We start from the raw sequence: 18,238 nt of genomic DNA on the forward strand, positions 1-18,238 counted from the left end.
ATTCCTTGATGAGTTACGTTTCTATTCCCCGAGAGCCTATGTCCCGCCGTGCTGCATTGCGCGGGCTGGGTGCGACGATTGCGCTGCCGTTTCTGGATGCCATGGCACCCACGGCACGCGGATCTCAGGCCAAGGCGTTTCCGACACGCATCGGCGTGCTCTTCATGCCGAATGGCGTGCACCCGGATCGCTGGACTCCTGAAGGCGAAGGCAAGGACTTCAAATTTTCACCGATCCTGCAGCCGCTGGAGCGGCATCGCGGTGACATCAATGTGCTGACGAATCTCGGTCACGCGAACTGCCGTGGTGGTGACGGACACTATGCCAAGACGGCGAACTGGCTGACCGGCACGGAGATCGAGAAGACCACGGGCAAGAACCTCCGCTGCGGTGTGAGCATGGACCAGGTCTTTGCCCAGCAGGCAGGCAGCCTCGCGCGCTTTCCATCCTTGGAGTTAGGCACAGAGCCGGTGATGACGGGCGTGGATTTCAATGTGAACTACACCATGCTCTATGGCTCGCATGTGGCCTGGCGCACGCCGACCTCGCCACTGCCGCCGGAGATCAATCCGCGCTTTGTGTTTGACCGCCTGTTCCGTGAGAATGCAGAGCAGCGCAAGGCCAGTGCGCTGGAGAGCAAGAGCGTGCTGGATCTTGTGATGACGGATGCGAAGGCGCTGCGTGGCCGCGTGGGCAAGGATGACCAGCGCCGCCTGGATGAGTATCTGGAAAGCATCCGCAGTGTGGAGCAGCGCATCGAGGCGGACATTGCCCGCGTGGCGAGCGGCGAAAATCTGGACCCGGCGGCGAAGGAAGCCGTGGCACAGCTCGACCAGCGCATCACGACCGCGATGGCGCAGCAGAAGGATCCAGGCGGACGTCTGCGACTGGACCACACGGAGCACTGCCGCCTGATGATGGAACTGATGACGCTCGGCTTCTGGAGCGACAGCACACGCGTGAGCACCTTCATGTTTGGCTGGGCGGTCAGCGGCAAGAATTTTACTTTCCTGGATGGCGTGAAGCATGGCCACCATGAGTGCTCTCACCATGAGAAGAAGGAAGAGAAGCTGGAGCAGTATCAGAAGATCAACACCTGGCACATCGACCAGTTTGCCCACATGCTGGACCGCATGAAGTCCATCAAGGAAGGTGATGGCACGCTGCTGGATCACACGCTGATGCTCTTTGGTTCCAGCATGCGTGATGGCAATGCCCACAGTCCGAAAAATCTGCCGCTGGTCCTCGCCGGACATGGCGGCGGTCTTCAAGGTGGTCGCCACCTGGTGAGCAGCCCGGACACACCGATGTGCAATCTCTTCCTCAGCATGCACCAGCTCGCTGGCATGAAGTCAGAGCGCTTTGGTGACAGCACCGGGACGCTGAAGGGCCTGGTGTAGTACAGCAGCCATCACACTCCGTGTGATGAGCTTGGCAGACTACTTTGCAAACGTGCGACTGGTCTGCTTGCGGAAGCCTTGGAGGCGCAGAGATTCGTCGGGCATCACTTCGAGCATCGAGTAGCCATTGTTCTCGAGGCCGGCTCCTTCGACCATCGCCACCAGGGTGATGTAGGGGATGTTGACGATCTGTTGGAGATCGTTCTTGTGCGAATGACCTTGGAACACAGCTAGCACCTTGCCGGACTTCTCCAGCAGAGCACGAACCTCAGCGGCATTGCGAACCGCGTGGGCTTTGTCGAGGTCCATACGCTGATGGGCGAGGATGATCACGGGACCGGTGGCCTTGCCGAGCTCGGCTTCGAGCCACGAGAGCTCAGCCTTCGGCAGATTGGAGTCCTGCCAGCTGAAGTTCTTGCGCTCATAGGGCGTGCCGTCCTCACGGAAGCAGGCATCGAGAATGATGAAGGTCACACCATTCTCGGCGAAGGAGGCATGACCACCAGGAGCCTTGGTATGCTGAGCGAACTCCTGCTTCGTCAAGGTGCCAACACAATGGTTTCCCAGCACGTAGTGGCGCGGCATGGAGAGCTTCGCGTAGTGCTGCTCCATGATCTTCAGCCATTCGATCTCCTTCTCCACAGAGTCTGCCTGATCAATGAAGTCTCCGAGTTCCACGACAAGCGCGGGCTTCTCACGATTCATGAAGTCCACGGCCTCATCGAGCTTGCCCAAGGCTTCGCGATAGAAGCGCGTCTTGGTCGGCACTTTGTCCGCGTAGTGCAGATCCGTCATCAGGCCGACACGCAGCAAGGGCTTTGCCTCGGCCTCCGCGGCGAGCATGGAAGCACTGCTGAAGCCGGCGAGGCAGAGGGTGCCTTGTTGAAGGAACGAGCGGCGTGAAAGAGGGGCGGACATGGGATGAAGTGTCAGGGATACAAATCCGGGGCCTGTTTGGTTTCTTCCGACAATTTCCAACTGAGGTCTTCCAGCCAGGCGAGGTGGTTAAAATTGCTGATGCCCGAGCGCTCATTCGCACGACGGAAGGTGATCACCTCATCGACGCTCTTCTTGATCTGATCGGGAGTGGCGGTGGAGCCTGCGAGCGTGAGCTGCGAAGACACACGCGAGCATAGCTTGGCATGCTCGAGGCCGAGTTGCAGGAACTTTACCCTGGCCAAGGCCACTTCATCATCCTTGACGGCATCTGCTGCCTGTTTCAGCAAGGCATCCGCAGGAGTGAAGCACTCTTGCGGATAGAGCGCATGCGAGGCCTTGGCCCAGTTCCGCCAGCGTGAAGTCTCGAGCTCCACCATGGTCTTGTTGATCTTGTCACCACTGCGCGTGGTGTAGTCTTCCCAGTAGGTGAAGTAGTTTTTCACTAAAGGACCAGCGGCTCCGAAGGCCGCATAATATTCGGCGAGGAGATCATCTGCGGAGGCTTTGGGTTTCACATGCAGGCGAGAGGCCACGTAGAGGTTCGGCCCTTGAGTGGCCCAGTGACCGGTGAGGGAATCATAGTCCGTGGCGACCATGCCATGCTCAACAGCATGATGAAATTCGTCTGTGAACTGATGCGCGAAGATGAAGGGCATGCAGTAGCCATCGAGAAGATGATTCGTGCGCATGAAGAGACGCGCGCCGGTATCGCGCCAGCCGGTCCACTGCTGCTTCATCCAGGCATGCTCCTCCTCGGAGCGAGGGAACCATCCGGCGGACGGGCAGTAACCGATGAGGATGTTTGAGTTGAGCTTGATGCCGCTGGTGGGGGCGGAGAAGTAATTGAAATAGGCATAGCCAACAACCGTGGCATCTGGATGCGTCTTCGCCGCGATCTGCTGGATGCCCAGCCAGAAGTGGGCGTAGCGATCTGACACGAAGCGCGAGCCTGCCATCTTCGAGGTCGCAGGATAGAATTTCAGATAGTCCACAGGTGCGGGGCCATCGAGAGCGCGGCAGTTCTCACAGGTGCAGAGGCCGAGGATGTCGTTCTCACACGCATTGATGAAGCCTGGATTCTTGGCATCTGCCGGACGTTTGGCAGCCCAGCGGGCCACGACTTCATGCTCAAGGTCCGGGTTCGAAACGCACATGGAGAAACGACCACCCTTTTTGTTCGGGCCACGCTTGCCACTTGGCAACTTCTGGAACCATTCAGGATGCGCCTTGCCATCCTTGTCCCACCAATCTGTGAAGGCATGACCATAACTCACCGGATAGCTGCGACCCATGCGATGCCGGCGAAGGAACACGGCCTGCTCTTCACCAAACTTCTTGGCACCTTCCGTGGTGAAGCCCAGGGCGGGATGCTCGCTCTCAAAGCCGCTGCCTGGACGCAGGCGACGCTGGAAGAACTGGGGTGAGGTGGTCTCATCGGTGTTCTTGGCTGTGATGGCTTTAGACTTCGGCACGTGCGTGCCAAGCTCACCCGGCCAGAGCCAGCGCACGCCCATGTCACGATCAAGCCACTCATAAACTCCCCAGAGCGTGCCTGCCTGGGTGTTGGACTCCAGGGGCTCGCCGCCACCATCGGAACCCACGATAAACATGGCTTTGTCCGTGATTCGGAGCACGAAGGTTTCCGGGCTGAGCTTGGTCACGTCGATACCAGCCTCACGTGCCGCCGCACTCTCACCGACATAGATGCGCGAGCGGGTGTCGGCTTTTGCTGAAGCTTCAGCCAGCACTTCTAGCTTCACACCGCTGGCCTTTTGGACATGATGTGCGAGCTCCTCCGCAGCATAGCGCGCCACGCGTGTGGGTTTGTCCGAGATGACGATGACAGCCTGAGGTTTGCCATCGCTGACCAAGGACAGGTCAGCCCGCAGTGAACCGAGGCTGCAAACAAGAAGGGTGGCCCAACAAAAACGTGAAAACATGCCCGCCTGAAACGGAGATCGGACAGGTAAGCTTGCCAGGAAAGCTTCAGCGGCTGTGAGTCGTCACGGTGATGTCCTTGCCTTTGTTCTCCTGGACAGCACCCAGCGTGGAGATCTGGCACTTTTCAGCCTTGGTGCCGATCACAACGGGCATGGTGGTTTGATTGCGCAGGATCAGGCCGCGCGCGAGGCGCTCGCCATGAGCGGTGGCGTTCTCACCCATGGCCGGTGGAGTATAACCAATGAGGATGGGCGAGAGTTGGACTCGCACGCTTTTCGCGGTGATCGTGACCTCATTGTCGATGCCATAGAGGGCAGCGACGGCGTGCACGTTGACCTTGTCTGCCTCCGTGGGCAGCAGTTGCACCTCCACCTTGGCTTTGTCACCTTCGACATAGAGGAGCGGACCGAATTGGGTGTCGCCTTTGCATCCGGTCAACACAGCGCCAGTCGAAACCCAGAAGCCGCGCTCGCAGCCGATGGCAGTGCAGTTCTCCAGCTTGGGAGCGGTCTTGGTGCGCAGCTCAAAGCCGCCACGCATGTTCTTGGACGTGCAGTTCTTCAGCACGAGGCCGCGATGCGTGTGATAGGTGCGGAAGCCATCTTCACTAAGCGCCTTCATGTAGCCGGGCTGGATGCGGGTGGTGCCGCTGCGGTTTTGCACCTCGCCCATGAACCTGCGGTCAAAAGCCAGGCCTGAGATCTCTGCCAGCATTTCGTCCGTACGGCGCATGACGCCTTCCGCGTGGCAGTTTTCAAACACCACGTCGTCACAGTTCTCTTGAAGGTAGAAGGCATGACCGAAGGCTTTCTGGAAGACCTTGCAGTCAATGAAGCGTGAGCGGCTGCCGGTGATGTGGACGCCGCTGTGCTTGTGACCGCCTTTGCCAAAGAGATCGCCATAACCATAAGGTGAGGAACCCTCCACATGGATCACGCAGTCCTTCAGTGTGTTCCCCTGTCCTGTGACACCGAGCACGGCACCACCGAAGGCAATGCCTTTGCCGAGGCTGGTGATGGTGAGGCCCTGCAAGGTATTGCCCTTGCCGCTGATCAAGAACTCATCGGTGTGAATGGGTGAGCCGAGCTTCTGACGCAAAGCGGTATCCAGCTCAAGGGTGACACCCTGGAGATCGAAGGTGTTGTCGTTGCCGCTGAAGGTAATGAACTGCCATTGCTTCTGCTTTCGACGTTCCGGGATGGAGGCCAGCGGGATGAAGTCTGTCAGGCGATACTTGCCCGGTTTCATCTTCAGCTTCTGGCCGCTGCGAGTGGCCGCCTGCGCCAGTTCAGCGAGACTGGAGAGAACGGGTGGACTATCGGCAGCAGTGGCGACGGCCAGGGCGGCCATCCAGAGAATGAAGCAACGGAGCATGGTGACGGTGACCATGCCCCGGCTTGCGCAAATGTCATCTCACGCGTTCAGCAGGCCCTTCACATGCTGCATGGACTTGCCGAAGCACTCATGCACATAGGCCATGGCCTTCTTCACCTTGGCCTGGGCGGCGGGGTAGTCGGCATCGATGGCGAAGAGGGTCTCGGCCCACAGGTCGATGGAGGTGGTGTCAAACTCCAGCAACCACTCAGACAGGCCGATGTCCTTGAACATCCAGCACTTCGGCGAATGGAACTCGGAATAGGTGTGGATGATCGGCGTGCCATTCGCCAGCGCGATGATGGGTGAGTGCGGCTCATGGCAGACGATGGTATGCGCGCGGGCGAAGATGGAGGCCGCCTCATCGGTATTCCAGAAGTACTCCAGGTTCACGACGCTCTTCTGGATGTCCGCAGGCAGCTTGTCCCAAATAAATTTTTTGTTATACTCCATCTCCTTCATGGCCTCGGGAGCGATGAGCACCTTGTGACCAGTCTTCTTCACCCAGCGGGTGATGAGGTCACAATACTTCGCGGCGCGGCGCTCATCATCCGCGATCATCTCCGGTGTTGGATGCAGCGGGTTCAGCTTCTGCGGGCGCTTGTCGTCCACCCCTGGATGCGAAGGTGTGTGCGTGCGCAGCTGGATGGTGATGAACTTCCGCTCCTCAAGGCCGAGCTTCTTCATCGTGGCGAGGCCACGCTCGTCATCACGCACATCGATGCCGAAGCAGCCATCCGGGCCGAATTCAAGCACTGGAGTCTTGATGCCAGCGCCTTTGAGAATGCTCAGCGTTTTAGTCTCGCGAGTGTAGATGAAGGAAGCGCCATTCAGCAATGCGATGCGCTCCTCGGCACCTTTGCCCTCCACCATGTCGGTGAAGTAGGACTGGCCGAAGAGGCCGTACGGCTTCCCATGCTTTTTGCAGAACTGCATGTAGCTCAGGTCCTGACCCATGCCGGAATTGCGGATGAAAAGGTCACAGCCCTTGATGGCTTCCTGGAGCTTGAGATCAGCCTCGCCATCTTTCAGCGGGCTGCCTTGAAGGATGGTGACTTTCGGGAAGCGCTTGTTGAGCATGGCAGTCACACGCTCATCCAGTTTCATGGCCCAGAGGATGACTTTCACCTCGGGCAGGTGCTCTTCGATCACACGCAGCGTGCCGGGCGTGTGGCCGATATCGCCAATGTTATGCACGGCCCAGGCGGACTGCAGTACGATGGTCTTCGGCTTGCCGTCTGCGGCGAAAACAGAGCCGCCCAGCGCGGCGGTGATGGAGGCGATGAAGTGGCGGCGTGTGTTCATGTGAGGTTGGACCTTGAAGAGGCGGATGGAACGCGGATTTGGACAGGGATTTGGCGGGAAAGATCAGGTCGGAGGCCTTTACGGCGGTCCGCTCCTGCTCAAGCTTCTACCATCATGCGCCTCATCCTCACACTCCTTTTCGCCACCGCCCTCCTTGCCCAAGCGGCCAGCACGCAGGTCACAGAGACCGATCTGGAGGCACTGGCCGAGAAGAAGGTGATCGAGTCCCCGGACTACTGGCGCGCGAATGCGACGGAGACGGGAAAATGCGATGGCGAGAAAGTGGCATCACTGCTGATCAAGGTCGCAGGGCTTCTGAAGCCCGTGGCAACGCTCGATGAAGCGCTGGAGGTGCTGGTGAAGCATCGCGTGCTGAGCTCACCTGATTACTGGAAGAAGACGGCGCTGCCCGGTGGCACCTGTGTGGGCAAGAATGTCGCGATCGTGCTCAGTCGAGGTGCGGCGCAACTGCCCATCGACCCACCGAAGTCGGTGACTGCGAAGCCGCTGGAGGCCACGGCCTTTGCGCAGCTTCGGGAGAGCTATGATGTGGTCATCGCCGGTGCAGGCACAGGCGGTGTGGGAGCCGCGGTGCAGGCCGCACGGATGGGAGCCTCCGTGTTGCTGCTGGAAGAGACGGATTGGATTGGTGGGCAGGCCATGGCAGCGGCGGTGACCTCCATGGATGAAGGCGGCACGCTGGTGCGTGAACGCGGTCTGTATCGCGAGTTGTGCGGGCTTATCACCGCTCACTATCAGCCGCTGGGTGTGAATCATCTCACAGCCTACTGGTACAGTCATGTGGGGGTGGAACCACGTGTGGGCCGGCATCTGCTGCTACAGATGCTCAGTGATGCACGTGGTAATGGCGTGCTTGACCTGGCGCTGCTGAGCCGTGTATCGGCGGTGTCCAAAGAGGGCAACAAGGTCACTGGCGTGGACATCACAAGCGGCGGAAGCACGCGGCACATCACCTGCCGCATGCTGATCGATGCCACAGAGTGGGGGGATGTGATTCCGCTCACCGGCGCTCGCTATCGCGTGGGCAACTGCACCAGTGATGCCATTGATCTGAAGCGCCGCGTGCAGGACAACACCTGGACCGCTGTGGTGAAACAGTATCCCCAAGGTGTGCCTGATGAGCTTTTGATCAAAGACAAACCTCCTGGTTATACCGACAAGGTCCAGACGGCTTTTGCGAAGTCGCTCGGGGATGGTGAGAAGGTGGACGCCAAGCTGAAGCCGTGGACCTGGGGCACGTTTATTGGCTATCGCGGCATGCCGGATAGCGCAAGGCCCGCGGACAACAGCGCGATCACACGCACGCATCTAAACTATAACAACGACTATGTTTCGAGCATCGCCGAGATTGAAGATCTGGAGACGCGGCGCGCCACGAATCGCGCGATGCAACTCAAGACACTGCATCTGCTCTACTTCATCCAGAACACGCTTGGAAAGAAGGATTGGTCAGTGGCGAATGATGAGGGCTACGACACGCCATATCGTCGTGCGGAGGTGGAAGCTTGGATCAAGGAGCGCGCGGAGCTTGCGCCGTATCGCGCGATCTTGAATCACTTCTCGATCATGCCTTACACGCGCGAGAGCCGGCGCATCATGGGCCTGCATACCTTGAGCTCAGGAGAGATCGAGCGAGTGCATGGCAAGCCCATCCAGTTCGCGAACACGGTCTCCATCGGTGACTATGCGATCGATCTGCATGGTTCGATGTCGAAGCCTTATCTTGAGATGGATCTGGATCGTGAGGCCGACATTCCACACAAGTTTGGTGAGCATGGTGTGGGACCCTTTGCGATTCCGTTTGAGTGCTTCATTCCAGAGAAGATCGATGGCTTCCTGCCTGCGGAGAAGAACCTCAGCCAGAGCCGCATGGCGAATGGAGCCACACGACTGCAACCCCACACGATGAACATGGGCCAGGCGGTGGGAGCGATTGCCGCCATCGCGGTGAAGGAAGGCATTGCTCCTCGCGCGGTGGATCCGAAGAAGGTTCAGCGAATTCTGCTCGAAGAAGGTGCCACGCTGACGATCGGACCCGTGAAGGCCAGGCGCGGAACCGAGGAATGGCGCAAACTGCAGATGGAAGTGCTGAGCAAGGGAGCTGAGATCAGAACTCCGGCGGACCGTTGAGGTGCTCGCATTTCTCGGGCTGGCCGGGGATGAAATCGACCACCTGCTTCTGTGCGCGCAGCTTGTCTTGAAGGGCAGCGAGAGGGACTTTTTGCACAGGCACATCGTCTTTAATGGCGAGTGATGCAGCGATGCCAGCGGCGTGGCCTGTGATCATCCACACGCTCTCGAGGCGCAGGGTGCAGAAGGCCACGTGCGTGAAGCTGGCGGCTCCGGGGACGAGGAGGTTTGTGCACTGATCGGCCTTTGGAGTGAGCGCACGATACGGGATCTGATAAGCATAACCCATGCGCCAGATGCGGCCTTCATTGACGAACTCCCCCTCGTTCACGGCCACACGCTGGACGTGATGGCAGTCAATGAAATGGCTGCTCATGCCGATGCTGTCTTCCTTGCGGCGATCCGTCTGCACGTCTTGCTGGGTCACCACGTGCTCGCCACGCATGCGGCGTGCTTCGCGAACATACAGTTGGTATGGCAGGTGGCCATTGTCTGCGAACTCATCTTTGTGCAGTCCGTAGGACTTCATCTCGGCGCGCATCTTTTCAGGCACGGATTCGTCATTCGCGAGGAAGAAGATCAGACCGAGCGTGTAGTCCATGTGGTCGTCATAGATGCGCTGGCGTGTGGCGTAGTCTGCCTCAGGCCAGTCAAACTGACCGCCGAAATGGCCGAGCGAGAAGATGGCGGACTGCTTGTTGTTCATCTCGAACTTGCCGTTGCGGCGCTTGTAGGGATCCAGCACGTCATCGAGCTTCACCTCGGTCTTGTTCGCGGCCTTGAAGCGCAGCCAGTCAGCCAGCAGGGCGTAGCGCTTCACGTCATAGTTCTTCGGGGGCGGGATGGGCACCTGCAGCTTGGGATCCTTGGCGACGGTGAGGCGGAAGTTGTAGTTCATCGGAGCACGATGAGCGTCTCCCTCCTTCAGGTCCTTGGCCCAGGCGCTGATGCCGGGAAGAAGCTGGCCCTTTTCATCCACCGTGCGGGCATGACGGGCTGTCTTGTCAAAACGGATGCCTGCAGCTTCCTCGCCGAATTCGGCTTTGGACTCGCGGCCTACGGCATACTTCACGCCGGCACGCGCCATGAGGTCTCCCTCATAACCGGCATCGATGAAGACCTTGGCTTTGATCATCGAGCCATCCGTGAGCTTGATCTCCTTGATGCGGGTCTCTTCCTTAACAACAAGGTCCACGCTCACACCGTAGCGCACTTCCACCTTGGCCTCGCGCAGCATGTCTAGATAGACCTTTTCGGCGACGCTGGACTCGAAGAAGTACTCCGGCTTGCCGGAGCCATAGTGATCGCCTAACCGACGATAGAACTCATCCGCAAAGCCGCCGATCGTCCACTTCAGCATATGCTCACTCTCGGCCGTGTTGATGCCGCTGGTACTGAGGCCGCCAACATGCTTCGTCGGCTCGATGAGAATCACTTTGGCCCCTTCACGGGCTGCGGTGATGGAGGCTGCGATGCCGCAGGGAACACCCCCATAAACGACGATATCGGTCGAGGCAGAGTCTGCAGCAATCAGGGTGGTGGCGCAGAGCAAGCTGGCAAGAATGAGGTGCTTCATGGTTGGTCGGGAGAGGTTCAGTTTTTGGCTTCGATCAATTGCAACGCATCGACAATCACGAATCCATCGGTCTCCGTATTGCTGAGGGTGATGGTGGTCTCGGCATCGGCAAAGAGCTCCACGGTGCCGATGCTGCGGAAGGATTCCTTGGCAGGAAGGGCCTGCGTTTGGTCGACTTTCAGGCTGACCTTGTGATCGCCGCTTTGAATTGTGACGGGCACGGCTTTGGCGCGTGTCTCATGCGCGGAGTAGGCCATGCGGAGATCGTATTTGCCGGCCTTCGGAGCCTTGAAACGGAAGGTGACACTCGACTGGCCATCGCCGCGCTTGTCGTCATGCAGGTAGCCGGTGCCGACGTGTGGTTTGAAGTTCGAAGAACGTGCCCAGGGACCTTTCGTCTCGGCCTGAGCATCATCCAGCACGATGCCGGAAAGGGTCTTTGGATCGATGCTCACGGGGGTGACCGGTACGGGAGGCAGATCAGGCAGGACGGGGAGATCGAGCGCCTGCTTCTGAGCAAGCAAGCGTTCACGCAAAGCTGGATAGGCCAGCTTCTGCACGGCGACGCTCTGCTTGGCACTCATGGCGGCGGCGATACCCGCGCTCTGACCGAGGATCATCCAGGTAGGCTCCACGCGGATGGAGGAGATGCCGACGTGCGTGCAGGAGAGGGCGATGGGCACGAGCAGGTTATCACACTCGTCAGCCTTCGGCAGGATGGCGCGATAGGGGATGTGATAGGGATAACCATTGCGGCGGCCTTCCATGCGGACTGGCATGATGGTGCCTTCATTCGCCACCATGTCTTTCGTGCCCACGCGCTGGCAGTCATGCGAGTCGATGGGGAAGGAGGACACCACGATGGGATCATCCTTCTTCGGCTCTTCCATGATGTCCTTCTGCGAGACGACATACATGCCTTTCATGCGGCGGCCTTCGCGCACATAGAGTTGCGGGGACCAATGGTCATAAGCAGCGAACTCATCGCGGCAGAGACCGAGATCGCCCATCTCCTTGCGCAGATGCTCTGGCACGGACGGGTCGGTGCTAAGGAAGTGATAAAGCTCCAGGGTGTATTGCTTGTGCTCCTCCCAGATCCTGGCACGACCTGCTTCATCCGCTTCACTCCAGCCATTGCAGGCACCGACGAGACCCATGGAGAACTGTTTTCCGATGCCGTTGTTCGCATCAAACTTGTTTCCTGGCAGGGGATACAGATCCCAGAGAAGGATGGGGCGCTTCTCCTGCGCGAAGTAGCGGCGGATGGCCTCGAAGCGGGCCGGATCATACTTCGCGGGCTTCGGGAAAGGCACACGGTTTGCAGCATCTTTGGTTACGCAGAGGCGGAAGCTGTAGACCATCACGTTCTTGTCGCCTTCGTCATCGGGACCCGCATCACCCGTGGTGATGAGCGGGAGCAGCTTGCCCTCGGCATCGAGGCCGGAGATAGCCATCCTACCTTTCGGATACTGTTTGCCTGCGAGTGACTCGCCGAACTCCTTCCGGCCCTCGCGACCGATGGTCCAGCTCACGCCTGCGGCAGCCATGAGGTCGCCTTCATAGGTGCCGTCGATGTAGGTCTTTGCGGCGAACTCTCCATCACTGGTCTTGAGCTGGGTGATGCGCGCACCGTCCTTGGAGACTTGCTTGAGCACGCGTTTGACCAGCACTTTGACGCCGGCTTCATCCAGCATCTCTTTCGTGATCTTGGCGGCCACGTGCGGTTCGTAGGTCCACTTGTCGGCATTCTTCATGCTGACCTTGTAGGGCAGCTCGACACCACGCTGCTGGTAGTCTTTCTCCACGCGGGTGTGCCACTCATCAAAGAGGCCCATCACGGTGCTGCGCACGGTTTGGTTGGAGTCGCTGAAGCAAAGACCGCCGGTGTTCACGCCGCCGACATGGTCCGTGGGCTCCAGCAAGATGACGGAAGCGCCCTCACGTGCCGCGGCGATGGCGGCGCAGAATCCGCCGGGAGTGGCACCGTAAACAATCACATCCGCCTCCGTGGCGGCATGAGCCAGAGGACAGAGCGCGAGGAGGAGGAGGGCCAGGCTTTTCATGGTTGGAAGTCACCACCAAGGCCTGAGACTTGGACTTTTGGACAGAAAAGAGAAGGAAATATGCGCCTACTCCGTCATTGGCTCTCGACGGATGGTGCGCCCGAAGCGGGCATACAGCGCGGGGAGCAGGAAGAGATTCAGCAGCGTGCTGGTGACCAGACCGCCGAGAATGACGAGAGCCATGGGGCGCTCGATCTCATTGCCCGGGACATCTCCTTTCAACACAAGAGGCAGCAGCGCGAGCGCGGCTGTGGCAGCGGTCATGAGGATGGGCACAAGGCGCTCCTCACTCCCTTGCAGCACCAGGGGCAGGCCGAAGGATTGCTTCTCCTCCTGCTCAAGATGCCGATAGTGGCTCACCAGCAGGATGCCATTGCGCGCAGCGATGCCGAGGACGGTGACGAAGCCGACGAGCGAACCCAGTGAAAGCACACCGCCGCCCAACCATGCGGCCAAGATGCCACCGATGAGTGCGAAGGGCAGAGTCAGTGCCACGAGCAGGGTCAGCCGGAGAGACTGAAAGTCTGCCAGCAGGAGAATCAGGATGCCTGCGAGTGATCCCAGAGCCAACCAACCGAGACGGCTCTGTGCTGCTTGCCGCTCGGCCCATTCACCGAGGATTTCGGGATGATGACCAGGCTTGAAGGTGAGCTTTGCCACGCGTGCCTCAATCTCGCGCACCACGTCACCCAGCGCACGACCGGTGACATTGCAGGTCACATCCATGCGGCGGGAGGCGCCCTCGCGTTTGATCGCGTTCGGCGTGGGGACGATGGCCAGGTCTGCCACATCAGCGAGACGTGTGTGACCGCCGGAAGGAGTCGCGATCAGCAGTTCACGGAGAGTCGTGTAGTCGGCACGAGCGCTGGGCACACTCCACACAGTGACATCATGCACACGCTGGTCTTGGTAGACCTCGCCCACTTTGCGTCCGCTGATGAGCGTGGTCACAGCCTGACGGATCTGGCCGGCGGTGAGGCCATGCAAGGCAGCGGCTTCGGGCCTCACCTTCACCGTGATCTGCGGCACCAGTGTGAGTGACTCCACCTTCAGCGCGCTGATGCCTGGAATGTCTTTCACGGCGGCACTCACTTCCGCAGCGTGGGTGCGCAGAGTATCGAGATCAGGACCGAAGATGCGCACCACCACACTGGCGCTGGCCCCCGTGAGCACCTCCTTGATGCGCTCACGCAGGAAGGTCAGCAAATCGCGTGTGAGGCCGGGGTAGCCATCCACCACGGCCTGCACCTTGTGGATCGTTTCATCGTAGTCAGCCTCAGGGGCGATGCTGATCCACAGCTCCGTGAAGTCGGGACCGACCACCTCATCCGCCACTTCCGCACGACCGATGTGCGCGCCTTGATTACGCACACCCGGGACCTGCATGAGATCATGCGCCGCCGCGACGGTGATGCGCTTGCTGGCCTCCACACTGGTGTTGGGCTTCTCCAGCCAGTGCATGAGGAAGTCACGCTCCTTAAAGTTAGGCAGGAACTCCTCCTTCAACTGAGTGTGCCACACCCAGCCACTGCCAGCAAAGGTGAGCAGGAGCAAGAGGATGGCCAGCCACGGGCTGCGCGCGAAGAGAGGAAGGATGCCGCGATACAAGGCCTTCAAGCCACGAGCGAGGAGAGCATCACGATGCCCTGTGTTTTTGACCTTCAGCAGCATGAGGCTCAAGGCAGGGGTCACGGTGAGAGCCACCAGGAGCGAGGCGCTGATGGCGAGGATGTAAGACAGCGCGAGAGGTCTGAAGAACGTGCCTGCGAGGCCGGGCAGGAAGAAGACCGGCATGAACACGAGCACGATGATGACGCTCGCATACACGACTGCGCTGCGGACCTCGAGCGAGGCCTCGAGCACCACACGAAACTTCGATTTTTCCGGATTCTGGCGCAGACGGCGGAGGATGTTTTCGACATCGATGATGGCGTCGTCCACGACCTCCCCGAGGGCGATGATGAGACCGGCGAGGATCATGGTATTGATGGTCTCGCCACGCCAGCCGAGGAAGAGCAGGGCCATGGCGAGCGAAAGCGGGATGGCTGTGATGCTGATGATGGTCGTGCGCCAGTCACCAAGGAAGAGAGCCAGCACCACGACGACCAGCAGACAGCCTAACCACAGGGCTTCTGTGAGATGATCGATGGAAAGCTGGATGAAGGTGGCAGGGCGGAAGATGGTGCTGTCGATGGTGATGCCGGGCAGCGCGGGCTTGAGTTCCTCAAGCATCTTTTCCACACCCACGGTGACATCCAGTGTGTTTCCCCAGGGCTGCTTCTCCACGATGAGCAGGATGCCATCTCCATCATTGATGACGGCATCACCGATGGGCGCGGGATGACCGATCTTCACCTCAGCCACATCACCGAGGCGAATGGGCGCGCCATTACGAAACTCCACCACGGTGCGCGCGAGATCCTCCGGCGTGGTGATGAGGGACAACTGGGCCACACTGAGACGGAGGTTCGGCGTGTCCACGAAGCCACCAGCACTGATGACTGCGGCATCGCCAGCGGCTTTGGTGATCGCATCCAGCGTGACTCCTGAGGCGCGAAGCTTCTGCGGATCCACGAGCACCTGGAACTGCTTGTCACGCTGCCCCCAGATGGCGACATTGGCCACGCCTTTGACCGACATGAGACGCGGGCGCATGGTCCAGCGTGCGAGCTCGCTCATTTCCATCTGCGAGAGGGTCTTTGAGGTCAGCCCCACCTTCAGCACGCGGCTGAGAGATGAGTAGGGGGCCATGAGCACGGGTGGCTTCACCACGGCAGGAAGACGGTTTTGCGCGAGATTCAACCGCTCCTGCACCAGCTGGCGCGCTTTGAGAATGTCTGTGCCGGTGTCAAAGATCATCACCACGGACGAGAGACCGAGCACCGATTTGGAACGGAGTGTCTTGAGGAAGGGCAGGCCGTTCAGCGAGTTCTCCAGCGGCACAGTGACCAGGGAGTCCACTTCCTCGGTCGAGAGGCCCGGCGCTTCCGTCTGCACCTCCACCAGAGGCGGAGCAAATTCGGGAAAGACATCCAGCGGCGCATTGCGTGTGGCATTGATGCCGACCACAAGCATGGCAGCAGCGGCGGCCACGACGAGCACGCGCATGTTCAGAGCCCAGGAGACGATGGAGTTCAGCATAGGGCGGCGGTTACTTTCCGGTCATGAACTCCGTGCCGAACAGCTCGGCAGATCCATCTGTCACGATCTTGGTGCCCACCGGTGGGCCGCTGGCAAGAACCGCATCAGCACCGGCAATGCGTGCAACCTGGATACGTGCCCGTGTGTAGGCATGATCCGCGCTCTGCGCATAAACCCACTGGCCGCCGTGAATGTCATGGAGCACCGCGCTGAAGGGCACGATCAGGCGCTCTTCCTTGCTCTCCACGGTCGGGATCTCCACCGCGACGCGCTCTCCAGCACGCAAGGTTGTGTCTGCAGGCAGGGAGTAATACCAGTCCACGGTGTTGGCCAGTGCATTCGCCGTGGGCGGGCCGGAGACAGGTTGCAACACTTGTGGTTGGGCACTCGGAATGCTGGCTGAAGCCTTGGCATCGAGCTGTGATGACTCGCCACTGTAGATCGCCACGCGCACCCAGGCACGTTTGGCACCTCCCTGCCCCACAGGAGCGCCCAGCAGATCACGCTGCGCTTTCGCGGTGGTCATGGCGGCTTCTGCGAGGGCGAGAGCGGACTTGGATTCGTCCACATTGCGGGCGCTTCCGGCCTCGGCGGTGAGCATTTTTTGCGCACGCTCGGCGGCGATCCTGGCCGCATCGATCTGCACCTGGGCCTGCAGGATGCGGCCGTCTGCCGCTGCCTGCAGATCGGCAAGGCGCAGCACTTCATCCAGCGTGCCGCCGAGCACCGGCGCGACGGTCTTGCCATCTGCCGCGAGCGGAGTGACCACTTCTCCCGAGAAGAGACGGGTGGCGGGCACGACACGCTTCACGACTGCCACAGTCTTCAGCCGCAGGCGCTGCTCGGCCTCCGGGGTCAGCTTGAGGATCACGAGGTCACCCTCCTTGGTGATGGTGGCGGGTGCTGCCGCACCTGAGTCTGCCGCATGAAGCGGAGCCGCGAGCGCAAGAATAACAAAAAGTCGTTTCATGATCGTGATCAGCGGAGCGTGGCCTGCATGGCATCTTCCAGCGCGCCGGCGGCGGTCTGGGCTTCGATCTGGGCCGTCAGATGTGCCACGCGCGCAGCACTGGCCTCGATCTGGCGGCGGGTGTAGTCGAGCGCAGAGACTGCGCCACCTTCGACCATCTTCTTGGTCGTATCAGATGCAGCGCCAGCCTCTTCAGCAAGCTGTGCTGCGGTGCCTGCTTTGGCGCGAGAGGCATTGTAAGCTGCGAGGGCGATATCAAGCTCACCCTGAATGATGCTTTGCTGCGCGAGAAAGCGCTTTTCGGTCGTTGCACGCCTGGCTTCTGCTTGTGCGATGGGGCCTTTGTTTTGATTGAAGGGCAGCGGCAGGTTGATGCCGAGCTGCCAGCGATTCTGCCCCTGGTTGTAATCAAAGCCAGGACTCACGTTCACATCCGGATACTGCTTTGCAATCTCCAGACGCAGCGCGGACTCTGTGGCGGCGTAGTCGGCAAGCAGGGCCATCAAGTCAGCACGCTGGGTCAATGCCTGACGGCGGCTGGCAGCGATGCTGGTGGCGGGAAGGCGCTGGAAGCTTGAGAAATCCAGCTTTGCACCGGCCAATGCATGGACGGGCACACCGACCGCAGCAGCTAGTTTTGCCTCGCCTGTAGCGGCTACACGTTCAGCATCGTGGCGGGCAAGTCGTGTGCGATTGAGCATCAGGCGAGCCTGCGTGAGCTCGAAGGGAGACACATCTCCCGCGTCCATCTGCGCGGTGAGCTTCTTGATGGCCTCGTCATGGAGCTGCTGCTCGGTTTCGAGCAGGCGGATGTTTTCGCGGGCGCTGTAAAGCTCCAGCATTGCCACGCGAACTCGTGAACGGGCAGCCCATGCGCGTGATGAGACACGCCAGCGCGCGGCCTCGGCGGTGGCGTGCGCCTGCTCTGTGCGGCGGGAACGCTTGCCTGCGGTTTCGATGGGGATGGACAGGTTCGCTGCCGCGAACCAGGGCGTGATGGGATTCACGCGATTGCTGGCAAACTGAGGCGCGAAGGTGAAAACGGGGTTAGGCCGCATCTGCGCGGTCTTGATGGCTGCAGCGGCCTCATCTGCCTCGGCACGAGCGAGGGTGACATCGGGATGAAAATAGGCAGCGACCAACGCCAGACGGTTGACATCCCAGGATCCTTGAGATGCTTTTTGTTCAGCAAGAAAGGCCTTCAACCCTGGATCATTCAAGGAATGTCCGGCAAGCTCCTGCACGCCTGCTTCCGCCGAGATCGGACGTGCCTGATAGCTGACACAAGAGGTCAGCAAGGCGAGTGAAAGCAGGAGCGGGGGCAGCTTCATGAGTGGGGTCTTTATGAAACGACAGCACCATGGCCTCCACGAATGAA

11 protein-coding genes are annotated in these 18,238 nt (G+C 60.0%); 2 read left to right on the forward strand and 9 right to left on the reverse strand.

The genetic code is table 11. From position 1 onward, the window contains the following. Positions 1-38: 38 nt before the first annotated feature. Positions 39-1,400 carry a DUF1552 domain-containing protein gene (locus BGE01nite_RS12165; protein WP_246145715.1) on the forward strand — a complete coding sequence of 454 codons (1,362 nt, stop codon included), beginning with the start codon at positions 39-41 and terminating at the stop codon, positions 1,398-1,400. Positions 1,401-1,439: 39 nt separating this feature from the next. On the opposite strand, the gene BGE01nite_RS12170 is transcribed toward BGE01nite_RS12165, so the two are convergent. From BGE01nite_RS12170 to BGE01nite_RS12185, 4 genes are read right to left on the reverse strand one after another with little or no spacing between them, the layout of a single operon-like run. Further along, positions 1,440-2,318: a metallophosphoesterase family protein gene (locus BGE01nite_RS12170; RefSeq protein WP_146850736.1), complete on the reverse strand. Its 879-nt coding sequence runs from the start codon at positions 2,316-2,318 to the stop codon at positions 1,440-1,442. A gap of 11 nt (positions 2,319-2,329) precedes the next feature. Further along, a complete protein-coding gene (locus tag BGE01nite_RS12175) occupies positions 2,330-4,279 on the reverse strand; it encodes a DUF4838 domain-containing protein (protein WP_146850737.1) in 1,950 nt (649 codons plus the stop codon). A gap of 46 nt (positions 4,280-4,325) precedes the next feature. Then, positions 4,326-5,669 carry a hypothetical protein gene (locus BGE01nite_RS12180; protein ID WP_146850738.1) on the reverse strand — a complete coding sequence of 448 codons (1,344 nt, stop codon included), beginning with the start codon at positions 5,667-5,669 and terminating at the stop codon, positions 4,326-4,328. Between the two features lie 24 nt (positions 5,670-5,693). Beyond that, on the reverse strand, positions 5,694-6,959 hold the full coding sequence (locus BGE01nite_RS12185) for a polysaccharide pyruvyl transferase family protein (protein WP_146850739.1): 1,266 nt from the start codon (positions 6,957-6,959) through the stop codon (positions 5,694-5,696). A gap of 114 nt (positions 6,960-7,073) precedes the next feature. Here BGE01nite_RS12185 and BGE01nite_RS12190 point away from each other — a divergent pair, with 114 nt between their 5' ends. Beyond that, a complete protein-coding gene (locus BGE01nite_RS12190; protein ID WP_170266746.1) occupies positions 7,074-9,110 on the forward strand; it encodes an FAD-dependent oxidoreductase in 2,037 nt (678 codons plus the stop codon). On the opposite strand, the gene BGE01nite_RS12195 is transcribed toward BGE01nite_RS12190, so the two are convergent. From BGE01nite_RS12195 to BGE01nite_RS12215, 5 genes are all read right to left on the reverse strand, one after another. After that, positions 9,088-10,686, reverse strand: coding sequence for an FAD-dependent oxidoreductase (locus BGE01nite_RS12195; RefSeq protein WP_146850741.1), 1,599 nt, complete (start codon positions 10,684-10,686; stop codon positions 9,088-9,090). The two genes, BGE01nite_RS12190 and BGE01nite_RS12195, sit on opposite strands and share 23 nt — an antisense overlap. Positions 10,687-10,703: 17 nt before the next feature. Next, positions 10,704-12,749 (reverse strand): FAD-dependent oxidoreductase, encoded by a 2,046-nt coding sequence (locus BGE01nite_RS12200; RefSeq protein ID WP_146850742.1) that lies wholly within the window; start codon positions 12,747-12,749, stop codon positions 10,704-10,706. 66 nt (positions 12,750-12,815) lie between these two features. Beyond that, complete coding sequence (locus BGE01nite_RS12205; protein WP_146850743.1) at positions 12,816-15,890, reverse strand: efflux RND transporter permease subunit; 3,075 nt, start codon at positions 15,888-15,890, stop codon at positions 12,816-12,818. Between the two features lie 10 nt (positions 15,891-15,900). Then, positions 15,901-16,860 carry an efflux RND transporter periplasmic adaptor subunit gene (locus BGE01nite_RS12210; protein WP_146850744.1) on the reverse strand — a complete coding sequence of 320 codons (960 nt, stop codon included), beginning with the start codon at positions 16,858-16,860 and terminating at the stop codon, positions 15,901-15,903. A gap of 8 nt (positions 16,861-16,868) precedes the next feature. Then, a complete protein-coding gene (locus tag BGE01nite_RS12215) occupies positions 16,869-18,191 on the reverse strand; it encodes a TolC family protein (protein WP_146850745.1) in 1,323 nt (440 codons plus the stop codon). Between the last annotated feature and the right edge of the window lie 47 nt (positions 18,192-18,238).

Origin of the sequence: Prosthecobacter gellanilyticus (assembly GCF_007992435.1) — a bacterium.
GTDB lineage: Bacteria > Verrucomicrobiota > Verrucomicrobiia > Verrucomicrobiales > Verrucomicrobiaceae > Prosthecobacter > Prosthecobacter gellanilyticus.